General features: G+C 47.6%; 19 protein-coding genes and 2 rRNA genes. 11 read left to right on the top strand and 10 right to left on the bottom strand.

Translation table 11 applies throughout. The features are described 5' to 3' along the window. A 23S ribosomal RNA gene (locus H595_RS0109525) occupies positions 1 to 271 on the top strand; the annotation flags it as partial. Positions 272 to 436: 165 nt separating this feature from the next. Continuing rightward, positions 437 to 551: ribosomal RNA gene (gene rrf, locus H595_RS0109520) — 5S ribosomal RNA — on the top strand. A gap of 171 nt (positions 552 to 722) precedes the next feature. Here the strand turns inward: rrf and H595_RS0109515 are convergent. From H595_RS0109515 to uvrD, 3 genes are all read right to left on the bottom strand, one after another. After that, the gene (locus tag H595_RS0109515; protein WP_156885952.1) at positions 723 to 1,532 is read right to left on the bottom strand and encodes a hypothetical protein; all 810 of its coding nucleotides are present in this window, start codon (positions 1,530 to 1,532) and stop codon (positions 723 to 725) included. Between the two features lie 95 nt (positions 1,533 to 1,627). Beyond that, entirely contained in the window at positions 1,628 to 3,697 is a 2,070-nt protein-coding gene (locus H595_RS21995; protein ID WP_084153552.1) for a tRNA(Met) cytidine acetyltransferase TmcA, read from the bottom strand. Next, the gene (gene uvrD / locus H595_RS0109505) at positions 3,698 to 5,869 is read right to left on the bottom strand and encodes a DNA helicase II (protein WP_027671008.1); all 2,172 of its coding nucleotides are present in this window, start codon (positions 5,867 to 5,869) and stop codon (positions 3,698 to 3,700) included. It lies immediately after the preceding gene. Between the two features lie 187 nt (positions 5,870 to 6,056). On the opposite strand from uvrD, the gene H595_RS0109500 reads away from it, so the two are divergent. After that, entirely contained in the window at positions 6,057 to 7,478 is a 1,422-nt protein-coding gene (locus H595_RS0109500; RefSeq protein ID WP_027671007.1) for a hypothetical protein, read from the top strand. 16 nt (positions 7,479 to 7,494) lie between these two features. Here H595_RS0109500 and H595_RS0109495 read toward each other — a convergent pair whose 3' ends face one another. Next, positions 7,495 to 8,193 (bottom strand): HAD-IA family hydrolase, encoded by a 699-nt coding sequence (locus H595_RS0109495; RefSeq protein ID WP_027671006.1) that lies wholly within the window; start codon positions 8,191 to 8,193, stop codon positions 7,495 to 7,497. An 18-nt stretch (positions 8,194 to 8,211) separates the two neighbouring features. Then, positions 8,212 to 9,123 carry a LysR family transcriptional regulator gene (locus H595_RS0109490; protein ID WP_027671005.1) on the bottom strand — a complete coding sequence of 304 codons (912 nt, stop codon included), beginning with the start codon at positions 9,121 to 9,123 and terminating at the stop codon, positions 8,212 to 8,214. 157 nt (positions 9,124 to 9,280) lie between these two features. Here H595_RS0109490 and H595_RS0109485 point away from each other — a divergent pair, with 157 nt between their 5' ends. After that, the gene (locus H595_RS0109485) at positions 9,281 to 9,727 is read left to right on the top strand and encodes a DoxX family protein (protein ID WP_027671004.1); all 447 of its coding nucleotides are present in this window, start codon (positions 9,281 to 9,283) and stop codon (positions 9,725 to 9,727) included. Between the two features lie 186 nt (positions 9,728 to 9,913). On the opposite strand, the gene xerC is transcribed toward H595_RS0109485, so the two are convergent. The 5 genes from xerC to lptM are packed head-to-tail and all read right to left on the bottom strand — an operon-like array spanning position 9,914 to position 13,766. Beyond that, positions 9,914 to 10,852: a tyrosine recombinase XerC gene (xerC, locus tag H595_RS0109480; RefSeq protein WP_027671003.1), complete on the bottom strand. Its 939-nt coding sequence runs from the start codon at positions 10,850 to 10,852 to the stop codon at positions 9,914 to 9,916. Next, positions 10,839 to 11,495 carry a DUF484 family protein gene (locus H595_RS0109475; RefSeq protein WP_027671002.1) on the bottom strand — a complete coding sequence of 219 codons (657 nt, stop codon included), beginning with the start codon at positions 11,493 to 11,495 and terminating at the stop codon, positions 10,839 to 10,841. The genes xerC and H595_RS0109475 overlap by 14 nt, the downstream gene beginning before the upstream one ends. Continuing rightward, positions 11,492 to 12,322: a diaminopimelate epimerase gene (dapF, locus tag H595_RS0109470; RefSeq protein WP_027671001.1), complete on the bottom strand. Its 831-nt coding sequence runs from the start codon at positions 12,320 to 12,322 to the stop codon at positions 11,492 to 11,494. The genes H595_RS0109475 and dapF overlap by 4 nt, the downstream gene beginning before the upstream one ends. Before the next feature lie 12 nt (positions 12,323 to 12,334). Continuing rightward, positions 12,335 to 13,591 (bottom strand): diaminopimelate decarboxylase, encoded by a 1,257-nt coding sequence (gene lysA / locus H595_RS0109465; RefSeq protein WP_027671000.1) that lies wholly within the window; start codon positions 13,589 to 13,591, stop codon positions 12,335 to 12,337. After that, positions 13,578 to 13,766, bottom strand: coding sequence for an LPS translocon maturation chaperone LptM (lptM, locus tag H595_RS21990; protein ID WP_037054285.1), 189 nt, complete (start codon positions 13,764 to 13,766; stop codon positions 13,578 to 13,580). The genes lysA and lptM overlap by 14 nt, the downstream gene beginning before the upstream one ends. A 71-nt stretch (positions 13,767 to 13,837) precedes the next feature. Between lptM and cyaY the strand changes: the two genes are divergently transcribed. The 7 genes from cyaY to H595_RS0109425 are packed head-to-tail and all read left to right on the top strand — an operon-like array spanning position 13,838 to position 19,246. Continuing rightward, positions 13,838 to 14,155, top strand: a complete 318-nt coding sequence (cyaY, locus tag H595_RS0109455; protein ID WP_027670999.1) for an iron donor protein CyaY — start codon at positions 13,838 to 13,840, stop codon at positions 14,153 to 14,155. Positions 14,156 to 14,180: 25 nt separating this feature from the next. Continuing rightward, a complete protein-coding gene (locus H595_RS0109450) occupies positions 14,181 to 14,861 on the top strand; it encodes an alpha/beta hydrolase (RefSeq protein WP_027670998.1) in 681 nt (226 codons plus the stop codon). Position 14,862: 1 nt separating this feature from the next. Then, positions 14,863 to 15,792 carry a hydroxymethylbilane synthase gene (gene hemC / locus H595_RS0109445; RefSeq protein ID WP_027670997.1) on the top strand — a complete coding sequence of 310 codons (930 nt, stop codon included), beginning with the start codon at positions 14,863 to 14,865 and terminating at the stop codon, positions 15,790 to 15,792. Next, positions 15,789 to 16,553, top strand: coding sequence for a uroporphyrinogen-III synthase (locus H595_RS0109440; protein WP_240474867.1), 765 nt, complete (start codon positions 15,789 to 15,791; stop codon positions 16,551 to 16,553). The genes hemC and H595_RS0109440 overlap by 4 nt, the downstream gene beginning before the upstream one ends. Then, entirely contained in the window at positions 16,550 to 17,668 is a 1,119-nt protein-coding gene (locus tag H595_RS0109435; RefSeq protein ID WP_027670995.1) for a uroporphyrinogen-III C-methyltransferase, read from the top strand. The genes H595_RS0109440 and H595_RS0109435 overlap by 4 nt, the downstream gene beginning before the upstream one ends. Further along, complete coding sequence (locus H595_RS0109430; protein WP_027670994.1) at positions 17,665 to 18,744, top strand: heme biosynthesis HemY N-terminal domain-containing protein; 1,080 nt, start codon at positions 17,665 to 17,667, stop codon at positions 18,742 to 18,744. The genes H595_RS0109435 and H595_RS0109430 overlap by 4 nt, the downstream gene beginning before the upstream one ends. Next, positions 18,725 to 19,246 carry a DNA-deoxyinosine glycosylase gene (locus H595_RS0109425; protein WP_037054282.1) on the top strand — a complete coding sequence of 174 codons (522 nt, stop codon included), beginning with the start codon at positions 18,725 to 18,727 and terminating at the stop codon, positions 19,244 to 19,246. The genes H595_RS0109430 and H595_RS0109425 overlap by 20 nt, the downstream gene beginning before the upstream one ends. Positions 19,247 to 19,444 lie beyond the last annotated feature (198 nt).

Genomic DNA, 19,444 nt, shown 5'->3' with positions numbered 1-19,444 from the left:
GATTGAGTGGAGTTGCTCCTAGTACGAGAGGACCGGAGTGAACGAACCGCTGGTGTTCGGGTTGTCATGCCAATGGCATTGCCCGGTAGCTACGTTCGGAACGGATAACCGCTGAAAGCATCTAAGCGGGAAGCCGGCCACAAGATGAGTCATCCCTCAGACTTTAAGTCTGCTAAAGGGTCGTTGGAGACCACAACGTTGATAGGTGAGGTGTGGAAGCGCAGTGATGTGTTAAGCTAACTCATACTAATTGCCCGAGAGGCTTAACCATACAACGCCCAAGATGTTTTGCGTGATAAAGCGCTAAGAAAGTACAGTGTGCATTTACTAATCAGATTGCCAAATACTGGAACGAGTTTTTATCAATTCCTATCCTGGAATTGACCCTAACGGGCCGCACTAAAGTGCGTTAAAACTTGTTCCCTACAAGTTTTTGCCTGGTGGCAATAGCGCTGTGGAACCACCTGATCCCATTCCGAACTCAGAAGTGAAACGCAGCTGCGACGATGGTAGTGTAGCATTCGCTATGCGAGAGTAGTTCACCGCCAGGCTCCCAATACGAAGCCCCGCTCATCGAGCGGGGTTTTTTTATGCCTGATATTTAGTGATGATAAATTTCAATTCAGGCTGTCATGGCTTAACAATCTTTATAAAGCACCGTCAGTTGGCTTCTTAGATACAAAAAAGCCCGCATTGCGGGCTAATTAATTAATGCTAATCTATTAATTTCGAAGCAGATTGCCGTGTATATCATATCGCCATTCTGCATTTAACAATATCGATAGGTAAGGCTTGGCTTTATCCGATGAAATTGCTTTTATAAAGTGGCCATTTTTATCTAAAAATATCAGCCATTCTTTCGCTGTTGAACTAAATTCACGCTCGGAAAGCTGAATATGCATGCCAAGATATTGTGAGATATTACTACGCCAACCATATTGTACTTTGAAAACGTAATTGCTTGCGTAGTCAGGGTGTAAATAGTTGGCTTGTTGAACAGCATTTAGCAAGTTTTTATCCGTAACACTGACTAATGCAATGGCGTGACTGCTGGCAATAAGTTGTTTTACAGCATTTTGCTCAGCGTTTGAACGTACTTTAGCTGACGTTGTTTTGCTACGTAGGCCATTTTCAATGGGCATAGAAATTTCTAGGGAGAATAAAGCGACTTCATAGCTGTCCATTAATACCTGTAGGCCTTTACCATCCATACAGTCTTTAGGTGGAACGATGCTGCTTTTAGCTCGCCTTGTTAGCATGTTATCTGCAGCAAGTAACTGCTCGATATTTTGGCTGCCAACTCTTTCTTGTAGTAATGCCAACATCTTAGATTCAGATTTATCTCTCATGACAAGTTCTGGTTCGCCTGCCTTTGCAGGTTCTTTGCATTGTTGATAAAAACGATTAATTTCTGCTGAGTGAAGTGCACTACTGATAGCCGATTGTAAGGTGCGTTTTTCTGATGACGAATAGCTGCTGGCAATGGCTGGCATTGATGAAAGCGCACTAAGTAGCGGTAACACAATAAACATATAAAAATACCTACGAAATGTTGGCGGCACCATAGCCTGACTGGATAAAAAAAGAAAGGTTTTACTGGTTTTATCTGTCTGAAATGTTAATTTTATCAATCATATTTACGTAGTAGCGTGACAATATGATTAATACATTCTTTTTTGCTGACAAACGAGTAGCATTGTAAGACAACAGACCAATCTGATTGCTGCCATAATAACGCCGAAAGAATCTGATGTAACTGTGAGTCTGGCTGGTATTTTTGTTGGTCGAACCATTGAAGTAACAGCGGTCTTATGAGTTCGAACGGGCGTTTTCCCTCACGGAATAAACTTAATTGTTCAAGTTCATTGTGAGTTAACGGTTTTTGTTTTTCAGGTTGAGCTAACATCAATGCTAACTTACTACTAAGTGAAGGATATTGCGCAAGGGCTCGATATAGTTGATGGCCAAATCGCTGTTGTAGATTTAAAGGTATATCCGGCGAGGCACTTACTGAGCGAAGCATAAGAATAGAATACTCTGCACTAGCCTTGTCAAAGGTTGAGCCTAATCTTACCGGCAGATATGATGAATGCTGCCAAAATTTGACTAAATTGGCTGTGGCCCCAAAGCTAGTACCCAGATAATCTATCTCAGCTATTTTTGCTGTTTGATAAAGCTGTTCGAGAAGCATGGCGCCGAGTTTTTGCCGCTGTAGTGCTGGTTGTACAGCAATTCGCATAACTCGCCACAACGCTGTTGTTGCTAGTTGTGGTTGGGCAAGATGAAATGCCAAACTCTGCGCTAGCAGGTGCCCTTGCACCCGGCGCTGTGCATGATAAATTTGCGTACAAAGCTCAGTAGGTAAATTGCCTTCGCGACTAATTAAACCGCAAGCCAGCAGTTGATTATCCTGCTGTAATGTTATTACGGTAAGTTGAGGGTTATCTAGCAAAGCGGCTAAATCTTTTACTTGTGTTTGATAATGCGCGAGGCTAAGCAAACCGAAAACCTGCTGCAATTGTATGGGGTGCGTAAGCCAGTCTTTTGCGCTGTAATAGATGAACTTTATAGCCATATTGGGCGCGTACGAAGGCTGATTGCAGGTTTGGCTTAGCAAGAAGCCATTAAAGATTAACTGTTCCAATGGGTCGGCCGCTTGATACCGAATAGCTTGGTGCATATGCAGTTTATGCCAGCCAGGACATTGTTCTGATAAATATTGCTGGAAGCGCAGCTGAAATCCCCGCCCTGTACCTTCATAGCCGTGTTCTGTGGTTGCGAAAACGATACGGCTAAACCGGCCAAGTAATTGCTGCAACACGGGAGCTGGAATTGCAGCGGCCTCATCTATTAGCAGCAAATCTGTCTTAAAGACGCTGCGTAACAGCTCATCGTAGGGAACAAACTGTAATTGATGCTGCTGATCAGCCGTGGCTAGCATCTGAAAGTGCTTTAACGCGGTTTGCGCAGCCTGCGGTGATGGTGCTGTAATAAGTATGTGTTTATTTTCTCCCGCAAGCTGCGCCGCAGCGATACCTAAAGCAGCTGACTTACCGCGTCCACGATCTGCTGTTAATACTAATGGCCGACGCCGGTGCCCAGTAACCACTTTCATAATGGCTGCAACTGCGTGTTGCTGCTCGTCGGTAATACAAGGCGGCGGGACGTTTTTTAATGCAGGCAAGGCCGGCCAGTCAAGTTGTTGTATCAGGTTTTCATTATGCAAAATAAGTACATTCTGCAGCTGCAATTGCTGTAGCCAGAAAGGTAAAAACTGCCCAACATGATTATTGGCGTTTATTGGATAAGGTAGCAGGCTTTTGTGTGCCGTATTTGGCTGCATTATCCAAGATGAAAAAGGTGGACAAAGTAGTAACCAAATGCCGCCCGCTTTTACGCATCCGGCAGACGCTGCAATTAAATCTGCAGGAAAACCATTGAATGCGTTGATCACCAAAACATCACATTCACTGCCAAGCAGCTGGTAATTGTGTTTGCCGGTTAAGTTTGTAGCATCAGTGGGCGCCTGCTCACCTATCCAATACAGTGTTTTATAGTTGATTAAGCCAAGTAGCTGCCGAGATACATCGAGCATTGTATCCTGCTCGCCCTGCCATACTATCGGCAAGCGTATATGCAACTGCGAGGCTTGCTGTTGCCATTGTTGTAGCTGAGTTAATAATGCCGGCAGTGGCATTTAACCTACTGCCTGTAACCGGGCATAAGCCGTTACCAACCATTTACTGCCCAAGCCATCGAAGTTGACTTGAATGCGTGATTGGCTGCCCGTACCTTCATAATTGAGTACTGTACCTTCACCAAATTTATCATGCAGTACACGCTGCCCTAGCTTAAAACCGGTATTTTCAAAAGCAACATGTGAGGCTGCACTGCCAAAACGGTTAAACTGTGTCGGCCGGCTCACCTGAGTTGTAAGACGGATTTCTTCCAGATACTCTGCGGGGATTTCACGAATAAACCGCGATGGTTTGTGGTATTGCTCCTGACCATATAAACGGCGGCTTTCGGCATGGGTTAAGTACAGCTTTTTCATCGCCCGTGTCATGCCGACGTAGCACAGCCGTCGCTCTTCCTCTAACCGAGTTGGGTCATCGCCACTTTGTTGGCTGGGAAACATGCCTTCTTCCAGGCCACAGATAAACACCAGCGGGAATTCCAGCCCTTTGGCACTGTGTAGTGTCATCAGTTGTACAGCATCGGAATGTTCCTCTGCCTGATATTCGCCGGCTTCCAGCGCGGCTTGAGACAAGAAAGCCGCTAGGGGCGTCATATCTTCAGCACGACGTTCATCAAAATTCTGACAAGCAGTAATTAATTCGTTTAAGTTTTCAATACGGGTTTCGGCTTTTTCGCCTTTTTCTGCCTGATACATGGCATACAAGCCGGTTTGTTTAATGGCATGTTCGGCTTGCTCATGTAGTGGCAAATCCACTACTTGAGAGTCAAGTTGTTCTATCAATTGCATAAAGTTATCGATGGCGGTGGCAGCACGGCCGGCTAACTGCTTTTGTGCCAGCATTTGTTGTAAGCTTTGCCATAGTGTTTGTTGCTGGCTGCGGGCATATTCACGCACTTTATTTAAGGTTGTATCACCAATGCCGCGTACCGGAGTGTTTATAACACGCTCCAGCGCAGCATCATCCTGACGGTTATGCAACAGGCGCAAATAGGCTAGTGCATCTTTAATTTCCTGCCGTTCATAAAAGCGCAGGCCGCCGTAAATACGGTAATGTAAACCTTCCTGAATTAACGCTTCTTCCAGTACCCGCGATTGGGCATTGTTACGATACAAAATGGCGGCTTCACTTAGCCTGTCGCCCTGTTTGTGCCAGTCTCGAATTCGGCCAACAATAAAACGCGCTTCGTCCAGTTCATTAAAAGCGGTATATAAAGAAATTACCTCGCCCTGTGCACCATCGGTCCACAAGTCCTTACCAAGCCGACCGGTGTTGTTGGCAATAACCGCATTGGCAGCTTTTAAAATGGTTTCGGTGGAGCGGTAGTTTTGCTCCAATCGGATTGTTTCTACATCAGGATAATCTTTTAGGAAGGTTTGAATATTCTCTACCCGGGCACCACGCCAACCATAAATAGACTGATCATCATCGCCAACAATCATCACTTTGGCCGTGCTACCGGCCAACAGACGCAGCCATTGATATTGAATAGCGTTGGTATCTTGAAACTCGTCTACCAGTATATGGCGAAAACGTTGCTGATAGTGGCCACGTACTTCGGCACTTTTCTTTAATAACTCGAAGCTGCGCAGCAGTATTTCTGCGAAGTCTACCAAGCCTGCCCGGTCGCACATATCCTGGTAAGCGGCATAAATTTTTACCATTTGTTGCAGGCTAAAATCACCTGCTGCGTCAATCATCCCAGGGCGCAGGCCGTCATCTTTGCGGGCATTAATAAACCATTGAATTTGCTTGGGTGGCCAGTGTTTCTCATCCAGGTTTAATGCTTTTAGTACACGCTTTACCAGCCTATACTGATCATCGCTGTCAATGATCTGAAAGCCCTGTGGTAAGCCCGCTTCCTGATAGTGCGCCCGCAACATACGGTGCGATAAGCCGTGAAAGGTGCCCATCCACAAGTTGTTTAAACTAACACCAATGGTGCTTTCAATACGGCTGCGCATTTCTTGCGAGGCTTTATTGGTAAAGGTCACCGCCAGCAAACTAAAAGGCGCTACCCGTTCTACCTGCATTAACCAGGCTAAGCGATGTACCAGTACGCGGGTTTTACCACTGCCGGCACCAGCCAGCACCAGCATGTGCAGCGGTGACGCGGCCACTGCGTCGCGTTGTTTATCGTTTAGCCCGTCGAGCAGGTAAGATACATCCATTAGTTCGTCTCGCTATTAACAATGGTCGCCATTATAGCAGGCAAAAGCGAGGCGCCAAGTTAAGCTGGAAATTTAGTGGATAAATAACCAGTTACTCTCAAAATCAGTACCGCACTTATCACATTGCAGCTTTTTACAGAATCGGGAAGGATAACAGCCAGCGTGATGCTACTATTAGAAACAGCTCATGCTATCTCTCGGCAACGTTAGAAAACAAGGTGATAAATTGGTTAGAACGTTACTCTTGGCTCTGCTCATTGTTTTCTCTCAAGTACAGGCGGCAACGCTTACACTGGCGTTTGACACGCCGGGCATCGAAATTTCAACTCAAGAGCAACTTAAGCTGATACAGCGCGTTGCTGAGATTAGTAATGCGGATATCCGTATTGTTACTAGCGGAAACTCTGCTGAAGCAGATTTGCTTTTGACTACAAGGCCATCTTTAAACTCCTGGATATTCAGCCAGATTGTTGTGAGCTATGTACCATCACTTATCGCATTGTCTCTGCAAGATGTGGATTTGCTGTCAGGTGCCAAAATTGCACAACTGCCCAGAGCCTATACTTTAGCTGACAATGATGTGGATCGCATTCCAGTAGATAGTAATGTGCTGTCTTTACTTCAGGCAAAACGATATGACGTTATTGTCGAAGTCAGTAGTGGTGTATTTCAACACGACATTAAGTCGCAGTTATATCGGCGCAGTCTTTATCCCGGTCGGTATATTCGTTTAGCAATGAAGACCAATGGGTTAAAGGATGGCATCGAGCAACTGGCGCAAAGTAGTGTTAATACTGAAGTTAAACTTCTCGATGAGTCTGCTAGGCCTGTAAAAATTCAATTGATTGCAAAGTCTTTTAATCCAGATAAATACTTGTTGCAGGAAACTACAGAAGACTTAGGTTTTTTTTCATTATTGCAGCAGCAATTACCGCAGTCTTTTCTAACGTCTGTTGTCACATCGACAGCGGATGCTGCAGCAACATTGCAGCAACCGCTACCCGCTTGCATCGTCAATTATCGGAAAAGAGCTGATCGTGATCATTTGATTTTTTCACTACCCACTCAGGTTTACTTAGGACCCAGGCTTTATGTTGCAAAGACAAACCCCCTTGTTGGCACCTTGACGGCGCTGTTGGAGGCAGGGGCGGAGTTGTCGTTTCAGAACATCGCCAGGCACGCACCAATGACAAGATTGGCAACGCTAGAAGCGCTGAAGCAAGATGTCTCGGTACCCAATGCCATTGAACAGCAGCACCATTTTTTACCTCTATTGCGTTTTGATAGCTCAGTTAGCTTGTTGCAGCGCAACAGAGTCGACGGGCTGTGGATATACCCGGTGATGTTTAGATTTAGCCTGGATGACGTCGCTAATGCCAGTGATTTTAGTAGCTTTATATTGCAAGAAACGGCCAAAACGACGCCGGTATATCTTGCCTGCAACAACACTGTTGAAACGCATCAGTTAATTGAAAACCTTAATCAATTACTTTCTGATGCTAGCTTTCTGGCCAAACTGTTAACGCACTACTCCATAGGGCTAAATCCAGCGGATGCTGAAGACTACTCAATTCAATACAGGCAAGTGTTAAAAGATGCCGCGCAGTAGCGCAAAGTGCCGGTGATCAGATTAGTGCAGTAAGTTCATTAATGTGCTGAATTCTGATATGCGGCAACACAGGCACCTGGCTGTTATGATGATCCAACCAGGCTGTCTGACAACCAGCGTTTAACGCGCCCAGAACATCGGCGCGGTGACTGTCGCCAATATGCAAAATTTCCGCTGGTGGAACCTTTAGTCGTGCGGCGGCGAGTAGAAATAAGTCGGCATAAGGCTTCATTCGGCCATCTGGCCCGGCTTGTAAACTGAATTCAAATAATTCACCGATACCCATCTTTTGGATACAGGCATTGCCATTGGTAATGGCGATAAGCCGATATTGTTTTGCTAGTGCACTAAGTAACTGCTTTATCTTAGGTTGCACACTTATTCTGGTGCGCTCGGTAAGAAAGGCGTCATAGGCTAGCTCGGCAATTTCACCGGCTTCACACTGTGCCAGCCCCAATGCAACTAAACCGGCTTCTACTCCAAGTAATCGCCAACGGCCAATATCATGGCGTATTTGAGGTGTGGCCTTTGCCAATAAACGCCGTTGCTGCCACCAGAACTCACTATCTGTCGTCACTGTGCACGGCGCATACTTTGCCAATACGTTTAACATGACCTGTTCAGCCGCGGCGATGACCGGCTTGTTGTCGTAAAGCGTATCGTCTAAATCGAAAGATAATACCTTTATGGGGCTTAACCCTTTAAATAACTGCATAGTGCTACCTAATAAGTATTAGTGTGACAGCTGCAAAACATGCTGCCATGCTACTGCGGCGAGTTGTTGGCTAAACCAGCTCAGTGCCATGCCTTCGCTTTGTTTTTGCCATGCCAGATATAACTGGATATTCGCTCTGGGTATACTGCACGCTTTGGCAATCAGTTCACCACGTGCAAGCTCATTGCCAACCAAATGTCGCGGCACAAAGCCAATACCTAAGCCTTGTTTTTGCGCATCTATTTTAGCCTGCATATTGCTTACAGTGACACGCTGGCGGGTGTCAAACAAGCCAGATGAGCGCTTGGTTGCGTCGATAGCTGAGTCGGCGACGATAATCGCCGTATGTTGCTGTACATCTTCCTGGCTTACCACCCGGTCTAATGCGGCTAGTTGATGATGCGGAGCTACCGCAAACACAAACTCGACCTCGCCTAGTGGTAGCACGGTAAACTGCCCTTTGGCAAAGTCGCCAGATAAACCCACAGCAATGTCGGCGCGGCCAGTTTGCAGTGCTTCCCAGCCACCTGCCATCACTTCTTCTTTAAGATTTACTTGGGTAATTTTGCCCAGTTGAAGAAATCGGTTAATGACATCAAGCACGGGGGCATTAGGCACAATGCTGTCTTTGGCGATAACCAGCTCAGTTTCCCAGCCGGTATCAAGCTGTTTTACCGCATTTTGTAGCTGATTTGCTGCATGCAATAGCGTACGGCCCTGATCAAGTAATAATTGGCCGGCAGGTGTGAGTTGTGCACGCTGCTTGCTACGGTCAAACAATGCTACACCCAAGTCAGATTCCAGTTTGGCGATAGTGTAACTTAGTGCTGACGGCACCTTGTACAGCGCTTCAGCTGCAGCAGCAAAGCTGCCTTTACGGTCTATTGCGTCTAATGCGCGCAGTGCGTCTAAGCTCAATACATTTTGCATGTTGGTATCACCCAGGCTTGATTCAAATATTTTGAATAGTGTAGTCAAAACATTGCGTTTTTACAGCTGGAATTATCTCGTTATAGTTACTCCATCGACACAAGGCTGCTGTCGACAGGCAGTAAACTTAACTTTAAACAATTTGATAGGTGATATTATGGCTACTTCAATGATTCAGAAAGTTTTAACATCAAATGCGGGTATTGCTGCATTAGCGCTAAGAGTTCCGGTTGGTATTATCTTTGCTGCTCATGGAGCACAAAAGTTATTCGGTTGGTTTGGTGGCTATGGTCTCGAAGGCACTGGAGGCTGGATGGACAGCATAGGTTTATCTCCGGGCATTGTGATGGCATTTTTGGCCGGTGCTGCAGAGTTTTTCGGTGGTATCGCCCTGGTGCTGGGCCTGTTAACCCGTCCCGCGGCACTTGCGCTTAGCCTCGCAATGGTGGTGGCGATAGTGGCAGTACACCTGCCAAACGGCTTGTTTATGAGCAACAACGGCTACGAATTTGGTTTAGCTCTGTTAGCTGCTAGTGTGTCCCTGCTATTTAGTGGCGCTGGTAAAGCCTCACTGGACAACCTGCTGGCCAAACGCTTTAACTAAGAAAGTAAAGTACACCAAGCGCCCGGTTCTGCCGGGCGTTTTTATTGCTGTTGAAATTGGATGTGTAACCAGAACCGCTATACCCACAGCAACACGCCGTCAACCCATCCATGGGGCTCGTTTCCGCCCGTCCAGGGCTTCAACGGTTGCTTTAGGATATAACGGTTCTGTATCGAGTTGCGTTAACTAGCCAGACTTCTTTTTCGCCCTTGGATGAGCATTATCGTAAACCTTAGCTAAGTGGGCGAAATCCAGATGGGTATACACTTGAGTGGTGCTTAAGTTAGCGTGGCCGAGCAATTCTTGCACCGCGCGTAAATCCTGGCTGGATTCCAGCATATGGCTGGCGAACGAGTGGCGAAGCATGTGCGGGTGTACATGCTGGTTTAGCCCTTGCTGTTTTGCCCAGAGTTGCACGCGTTCACGCACGTGTCGGGCGCTAATACGTTTATGCTGTTTGCTGAGAAACAACGCTTTAGTATCTGCCTCTGGTAGCTGCGCTGTAAACGCAGGGCGTTGTGCCAACCACGCCTTGACTGCCGTCAGTGCTATTTTACCCACCGGCACAATACGTTGCTTGCTGCCTTTGCCGGTAACACGCAAAAGCTGTTGCTGCCAGTCGATATTATCAATGTTGGCATTCACCAGTTCTTCTAAACGTAAACCGGAAGAATAAAACAGCTCCAGCATGGCTTTATCACGACAGGCCAGAATATCGTCGTGACTGTCAAAGCTCAGCAAGTGGTTAAGTTGATCAACACCAAGATTTTTTGGCAAGCTGCGTGCTGCCTTGGGCACAGACAAGTATTGTGCCGGGTTATCGGCCCGCAAACCTTGCGCCTGCATAAAGCGGTAAAAGCTACGTAGTGCTGCCACTTTTAGGGCAATGGTGCGTGGTTTGGCACCACTGCGACGCAGTTGAATAACATGCTGTTTTAACTGTGCTTCACTAAGCACTAACCAATGCGAGTCTGCTGCTGCAGGGCTTAACGCGACCTGTTGTAGCTGGCGCTGATAACTGTCCAGCGTTTTACTGCTGTAGCCGCGTTCATACTGTAAATAGCGAAGAAACGCCTGCAGCGGCTGTTGCCACTGCGGCGATAGGGTGGTGTCAGGCTGCGTCATAACCGGGTAACAGTTGCGACAAAATGGTCGCCAGGTGACTAATAAACAGCTTATCCATAGACGGCTGAAAATGGTCATCTTGTTCGCTGCCAAAGGCGAGTAAGGCCTGCGGTTGTTCTGCCGTAACAATAAGCACCAGAGCAACAGAATGAATGTTGTCGCCAAACAAGCCTTGTTGTTCTTCTTTGTTTAACCGGCCAAGGTAAACACCCTGCTGATTTAACCGCCGCGTGAGCAACATTTGAAACGGATGTGTGCTTTGCTCGTCACTAAAACGCACTAATCGGCATGCCTGCACTTGCGGCATGGCTGCCGTAAATTGTTGCAGGTTAGCTTGTGCCTGTTGCAAGGTGGTTGTTTGATAAAGTTGTGCCTGCAACTGGTTAAATGCCAGAAAGATTTGCTCGTTTTGTCGGGCAACTGACATTAGGCGGGTAATGTCATCTTCCAATGCTTGTATTTTTTCCCGCTGCAGTTCCAGCTGACGCTCTACCAGTGAAACACTGCCACGCTGTTGGTGCGGCAGCCGTAAATTAGCCAACAATTGTGGATATTGTTGAAAAAATTCCGGGTGATCCTGCAAATAGTCGTACACCACGTGCGCGGCCAGTAAGTCGGTTTCTTTAATTACATTGTCTGTCATAGCAATATTTGTCCATCATAAACATGCTCAGCCGGGCCAGTCATCTTCAGCGGTTGGCCAGGGCCATTCCAGCGAATATGCAAGCTGCCGCCGGGTAAGTCTACCCGCACCTGCTGCTGTAGTTTTTTTTGTAATTGTCCCACCACTACCGCAGCACAAGCGCCGGTACCACAGGCCTGAGTTTCTCCAGCTCCACGCTCCCATACCCGAAGTTTAATGTGCCCCGGGTTTATCACTTGCATAAAACCAATATTGGCCCGTTCCGGAAAGCGCTCATGCAGTTCAAACAGCGGACCTTGTATCTGCACCGGTGCGGTTACCACATCGTCCACTTCGACTACCGCATGTGGGTTGCCCATAGAGACAACACCGCAAAGTATTGTGTGGTCGTTGGCACGCAAAATATAGGTAACTTCCTGTTTTTGCGCTTTAAACGGTACTCTGGCTGGGTCTAGTTGTGGCTCGCCCATGTTAACCGTTACCTGGCCATCGGCTTCAACATACAACATAATCTTGCCAGACTTGGTGCTAACACCAATTTTATGCTTGTTAGTTAAACCGCGAGCCCGGACAAACTTGGCAAAGCAGCGGGCTCCGTTGCCACACTGTTCAACTTCAGAGCCGTCGGCATTAAAAATACGGTAATGAAAATCTAATTCCGGATCGTACGGTGGCTCCACCATTAACAGTTGATCAAAGCCAATGCCGGTGTGGCGATTAGCCAAGGCTTTGATCTGCTCTTTGGTCAGAAACACATTTTGGCTTACCGCATCGACCAACATAAAGTCGTTACCCAAGCCATGCATTTTAGAAAAATGTAACAACATCTGCGCCCCTACTTAATCGGTGACGATTTGTTCGCCACGCCATAAATCCTGCCATTGTTCGCGGGCGCGGATTAAATGCACATTACCACCATCTACCAGAATTTCGGCAGCGCGTGGGCGGCTGTTGTAATTAGAGCTCATGGTGAAGCCATAGGCTCCGGCAGAGCGCACGGCAAGTAAGTCACCTTGTGCAATAGCCAGTTCACGATCTTTACCCAGAAAATCACCGGTTTCGCACACTGGGCCAACAATGTCATATATTGCCGCGGGTGCTGCGGCATTAATATCTACCGGCACGATGGCTTGCCAGGCACTGTAAAGTGCTGGGCGGATTAAATCGTTCATCGCGGCATCAACAATAGCAAAGTTTTTTTCTTGCCCCGGTTTTAAAAACTCTACCTTGGTTAATAGCACGCCAGCATTTGCCATAATGGCACGGCCGGGCTCCATAATCAGTTCAAGTTGCGGGTAACTTTTAAGCCGTTCAACCACTTTACTGATGTAGTCGGCCGGTGATGGTGGCGTTTCTTTATCGTATGTTACGCCTAAGCCGCCACCAATATCGATGTGCTTAAGCACTATACCGTCACTGGCCAACTGATCAATTAACGTAAGCAGCTTTTCCAGTGCTTCTAAAAAAGGCTGTGTTTCTGTGAGCTGTGAACCAATATGACAATCAACACCCACCACATTTAAATGGCTGTAACTGGCGGCCTTACGGTAAATATCTCGAGCCAGCAGGATGTCGATGCCAAATTTATTCGCTTTTAAACCGGTAGAAATATAAGGATGTGTTTTGGCATCAATGTCCGGATTAACCCTTATAGAAACTGCTGCTGGCATATTGAGTTTGCTGGCAACGTGTTGCAGGCGATCCAGCTCGGCAATGGACTCTACATTAAAGCATTTAATGCCCAGCCCCAAGGCAAAGCGCATTTCGTCTTCGGTTTTCGCCACACCAGAAAACACCACTTTTTTCGCATCGCCGCCGGCGGCAATAACGCGGCGCAACTCGCCACCCGATACGATGTCAAAGCCACTGCCCAGTTTTGCCAGCAGGTTTAAAATGGCCAGGTTGCTGTTGGCTTTAACGGCATAGCACACCAAACTGCTTGGGTGTTGTGCTGCCGCACTGGCAAATGCTTTATAATGGCGCTCTATGGTCGCGCGGGAATAAACGTAACAGGGTGTGCCAAATTCGGTCGCAATGTCGGTCAGGGCGCGTTGTTCCGCAAATAAGCGGTTATTTTGGTAGCTAAAGTGGTCCACGTTGTTCATCCGTTTGTTGAGTGGGAATGGGTGTGTTTTGCTGCGGTTCTGCCACTTCTGGCGCCTGTTGTGGTAAGGTAAGTGGACCTTTTTGACCACAAGCACTTAGCAGGCTACACAGTAGAATTACTGCAGCAATAGTTAACAGCGGATCTTTGGTTGTAAAAGCATGCATGATGTTATTTTTTTATGGTGATTGCGCTCTATAATCGCATCCTTAGCGATAAAAGCAAACAGGTGAAGCAGATGAATGACCTAGAATATGATGATTTGACCGATAGTGTGTTGCTGGCAGTAGAACAAGCCGTTGATGACGCTGATGCCGATCTGGATTATGAATCGCATGGCGGCCTGCTTAGCATTAGCTTTGCTGATGGCAGCAAGATTATCATCAATAAGCAGCCTCCGCTGCAGCAACTGTGGGTTGCCACTAAGTTTAATGGCCATCATTTTGAATGGAAAAATGGCCAATGGATAGATAACCGTACCGGTGCTGAGTTTTGGCAATTAGTAAATGATGCCGCGAGCAAACAGGCTGGCGTACCACTGAATCTGGCGCCTTAAGCGCTATTGTTTTTGGAATTGTGTAATGGCTTTACTCCCTTTTGTTGATGTTAAAGCACAGGGCGATACTCGCGCTGTTGTGGTGTGGTTGCATGGGCTGGGTGATTCGGGGCATGGTTTTTCGCCGATAGTGCCTGAATTACGTTTGCCGGCTGATGCGGGCATTCGGTTTTTATTCCCGCATGCCCCAGAGCGTCCGGTAACGGTTAATGGCGGCATGCGTATGCGTGCCTGGTATGATATTAAAACCATGGAGTTAACCAGCCGGGCAGACGAAGAGGGAGTGCGCGAATCGGCTGCGGCTGTCCAGCAACTACTAGATAAACTGATTAGTGACGGCATAAGCAGTGAACGTATTATTCTGGCTGGCTTTAGTCAAGGTGGGGTAATAGCCCTGCATTTGTTAGCTCGGTTACCCTATAAGTTGGCGGGAGTCATGGCGTTGTCTACGTATATGTGCGCGCCGGAAAAAATAAAAGAAGAAGCCAATAGTGTAAATAAGTCGACACCAGTATTGGTCGCGCATGGTAGCCAGGACCCGGTTGTACCATTATTTGCCGGGCAGCAGGCGTATCACGTGCTTAAAAATGCGGGTTTTAACCCCAGCTGGCACGAATACAAAATGCCGCACAGTGTTTGCGCGCAAGAAGTGGCAGACATTAGCAGCTTTATCCAGCGACGTTTGTTGATACAGGCAGAAAGTTAATATGAACACTATTCGTATCGCCACCCGTAAAAGCGCATTGGCCTTATGGCAGGCTGAATATGTAAAAACAGAACTGTTACGCCATCATCCACAGTTAACCGTTGAGCTGGTGCCAATGTCGACACAAGGTGACAAAATCTTGGATACCCCACTGGCCAAAATCGGTGGTAAAGGGCTATTTGTTAAAGAGTTAGAACAGGCTATGCTCGAAGGGCGGGCCGATATTGCGGTGCACAGTATGAAAGATGTGCCGGTAGAGTTCCCCGATGGATTAGTGCTGCACACTATTTGTCCGCGAGAGAACCCGCAGGATGCTTTTGTGTCTAATCAGTTTAGCAGCATTGCCCAGTTACCCGCAGGTGCCGTAGTGGGAACGTCCAGTTTGCGCCGTCAGTGTCAGTTAAAAGCTCTGCGCCCCGATCTCACCGTGCGTGATTTACGCGGTAATGTAAATACCCGCTTAGCGAAGCTGGATAACGGCGAATATGCTGCCATCATTCTGGCCGCGGCAGGGTTAATACGACTTGGTTTTGAGCAGCGTATTGCCAGTTTACTGCCCATTGAAACCAGTCTGCCTGCCAATGGTCAGGGCGCGGTAGGTATTGAATGTCGTAGCGACGATATTGCCCTGCAGCAGTTGCTGGCGCCGTTAGAACATAGTGTTACTCGTAGCTGTGTACTGGCAGAGCGTGCGATGAATCGAACGCTACAGGGTGGCTGTCAGGTGCCGATTGGTGCTTATGCAGAGATTAACGGTGACACCTTATGGTTGCGCGGTTTAGTTGGTGCGCTGGATGGCAGTGAGATTATCCGCCATGACGTTCGTGGTCCGGTGGCACAAGCAGAGCAGTTAGGTGTTAGCCTGGGTGAGCATTTATTGCAACACGGTGCAGATCGTATTTTGCAGGCGGTATATCAGGCTGCACCATGACAACTGCCATGTTAGAAAGCATTCCGTTTTTAATTACCCGGCCTGCAGGTAAGGCTGACAATTTGTTGGCCTCGCTAGATAGTCTTGGAGTAGGCTATTTGTATCAGCCCCTTATTACCACGGCACAGGTCAGCTTAAAGCAACAAGATCAGCAACAGCTGCAAAACGCGGCCGCGGTTATCTTTGTTAGTGTTAGTGCAGTAAACAGTTTGCAAAATCAATATGATGGCGCCTTACTCACAGCGCCTTTGTTTGCGGTAGGACAGACAACGGCACTGGCATTGCACCGCTGGTTAGGCCGCGAAGTTATAGTGCCAGATGATCAGCGCAGCGAAGGTTTGTTGCAGTTACCTCAACTGCATGACGTGAGTGGCAAGCAGTTGGTGGTGGTACGTGGTAATGCCGGGCGTGAATTGATCAAACAAACGTTAGTGACACGTGGTGCCAGCGTACGCTACGTGCAAAGTTATAAACGCCAGCCACTGCCGTTAGATGGCGCCTTGTTGTGTCAGCAGTGGCAGCTGGCAGGCATTCGTTGTATTGTGGCAACAAGCAACGAAATTTTACAGCAGCTGTTTAATCTGGTGCCCAGCGCCAACCAGCATTGGTTACAGCAATGTGACTGGATCCTGGTGAGTCCGCGGATGCAGGAAAGTGCAATAGCACTGGGTATCGCGACAGAGCGAATTACACTGGCAGACAATGCTAATGACAGCGCATTACTGGCGGCTATCAGCCAGTTACAGAGGGAATATCAATGAGTGACAGCTTAGAGCGCGCGTCAGAAATGGATGCGCCATTGCAGCAATTAAAACATAAAATAGATGCTGAACCGGCCCCACGACGCGGCGGTGGTGCTATCAGTGGCTTAAGCTTATTGCTGGTGTTAGCACTGGGGGGCGTAGTAGGGGCTGGTGGTTATTGGCTATGGCCACAATGGCAGAGTCTGCAGCAGCAAACGAATACACTGCAGCAAAATCAGCAACGCTTAACCGACCAAAGTTTGCAGCAGCAAGAGACAAACAATCAGTTGCAACAGCTACTGCAACGTGAACAGCAACAACGTTTAATGCAGTTGGAGCAAAGCTTACAGCAGCAACAGCAGCAATTAGCGGCACAAAACCAAGCGCAAATTCAGGCACTACGTCAGTTAGTGCAAGAGCGCGATAGTGCACCGCCACGACATTGGTTACTGGCTGAAATTGAGTATTTGTTACAGATAGCCTCGCAAAAAGTCTGGCTGGAACAAGATTTTGCCACCAGCCGGGCGTTACTGGCCAGTGCCGATGAAAAATTAGCTAAACTGGACGATCCTTCTTTAATGCTAGTGCGACAAGCTATTGCGGCCGATACGGAGCAGCTTAGCCGTATTGTATTACCTGATGTCAGCAAGGCGCATGTGCAGCTGCAGCAGCTGCAAAAATACGTTATGGAATTGCCGTTGAAGTTGCAGGTATCAACCAAGGCAGAGCCTAAAGCACCATCGACCGAATTAGCACAGTGGCGGGAAACCTTGGCCTTTCATTGGAACAATACCTGGAAAGGCCTACTGAACCCCAGAAGCGCGGTGCCAGAAGACTACTTTGATTTAACTACAGAACAACAACTTATGTTGCGTGTTGCAATGCAGCAGCAATTGCAGTTAGCGCAATTGGCGATGATGCAACACCAGCATACGGTTTATGTTGCTGCTTTACAGCAATCTAGCGACAAACTGCAACGCTACTTTAGCGCTGATGACCACGCCGTTCAGCAGTTTAGTGCTGTGCTTACAGAGCTGGCAACCATTGATGTTACACCGCCGGTCATTCAGGCGTTAACCAGTTTGGCAGAGCTACAACAGTATCAACAACAATTGGCAGGAGAGGCATTATGATCCGTGTCTTGCTGCTGATTGGTGTGCTGGCGGCAGCCATGTGGTTTGGTCCGACGCTAATAAATCACGCTGGCTACATCAAAATTATTGTTGCCGGGCAGGTATTTGAATCTACCTTGCTCGGCCTGGCATTGCTTGTTTTAGTCGCAATGGCTGCCTTGTGGTTTGCCGGCTTGCTGCCGCGCAAACTGCTGCGGCTGCAACATGTGTCGTTTAACTTTTTACGCTGGCGCCGTCAACGAAAAGCCCAGCAGGCTTATGTATTGGGTATACAAGCATACGCGAAGCAGCAGTGGCAGCTGGCAAGTCAGCATTTAGCAAAAGCCTGTTACGACGATTTTATGCAGGACGAAAAGCGTTTACTTGCTGCCTATGCGGCTTTTTATGCTGGAGATGTTGCGCTGGCCAATAGCCATGTTGCGGCATTGCCGGTAGACGATAACACGACGTTGTTTTTACAAGCCGATTTGCTATTGCAGCAGGGGCAACCGGCACAGGCCAGTGCGCTGTTGGTGGATAAAGTATCGGCAGATAACGACGACAAGGGGCTGGGGCAGCTTTATTTACACGCGTTGCAACAGGCTGGGCAGTGGCAGCAGTTGCTGCAAATGGTACCGCTAGCGCTAAAACAGCAATGGTTCGATAAGGACAAGTGGCGGCAACAACGGTTTAATATTTACCCTGCTGCTATTAGTCAGCTAAGCCAGCAGCAACGCTTTGATGAAAACGCAGACTACTGGACTAATTTACCCGCTAAAGAGCGAAAATCGACCGCAGCAAATATTGGCCGAGCCTGGGCTATGGCGCAAAATGGTCAAAATGAGGCGGCGGAAAAAATACTGGTGAGCCAGCTGCAACTTGCTGAACTGCCGCAATTATTGCCTTATATCCGTCAAATACCCTTAGGTAAATCGGTACTAAAACTGCGTAAGCAGGTGCAACACTGGTTACGTGATAATGCCAGCAATGGTTACTTATATGCGCTGTTAGCATATCTGGCAGAGCAAGAAGGTGAAGTGCAACAAGCCGAGCTGGCCTGGAATAAAGCGCGGCAATATGAACCCAAGCTTGGATAAACCTGCATTAAATGGGCTGGCAGCGCAAAGCACGTCTCAAGCAAAGGTGCTGGTGCTGGGCAGTATGCCTGGTGCCATCTCATTGCTTGAACAGCAGTACTATGCCCATCCACGTAATCAATTTTGGCCAATAATGGCCGAAATTGGCGGTTTTTCTGCCAACCTTTCCTATCAAGATAAAGTTGAAGCACTTAACACACGCGGCGTAGCATTGTGGGACGTTATTGCCAGCTGTCAGCGAAGTGGCAGCCTGGACAGTGCAATTCGAGATGAGCAGCCAAACGATTTTGCCGGTTTTTTTGCAACCCATTCCCAGTTAGTTGCTATTGGTTTTAATGGCGCTAAAGCCTGGCAAAGTTTTAAGCGCTATGTGCTGCCACGAAATACGCTGCCCTCGCATATACAGTTACTAAATTTGCCTTCAACCAGTCCAGCGTATGCAGCGATGAGCTTTGCCCATAAACTCAAAGTATGGCAACAACTTAAACCCTTTTTGTTGTAGTTCACCTCAGGCTTGTGTTTGATTATTTACGCGTTTTGACATTTATTTTCTTGACAGATTTCGGCGTAAGAACAATATTGATTAGTAATTGAACTGTCATGTATGTGTGCTATGACTTTATTACTATGCAGCGCTGGAACATCTCAGCAGTGGGTCGCCCGACCTGCTAACCTGCATGGCTGTTCAACAGACTATCAT

The organism is Rheinheimera baltica DSM 14885, from assembly GCF_000425345.1.
GTDB lineage: Bacteria > Pseudomonadota > Gammaproteobacteria > Enterobacterales > Alteromonadaceae > Alishewanella > Alishewanella baltica.
Note: the sequence above shows the minus strand (reverse complement) of the source record. Positions and strands in the feature narration are given on the sequence as shown.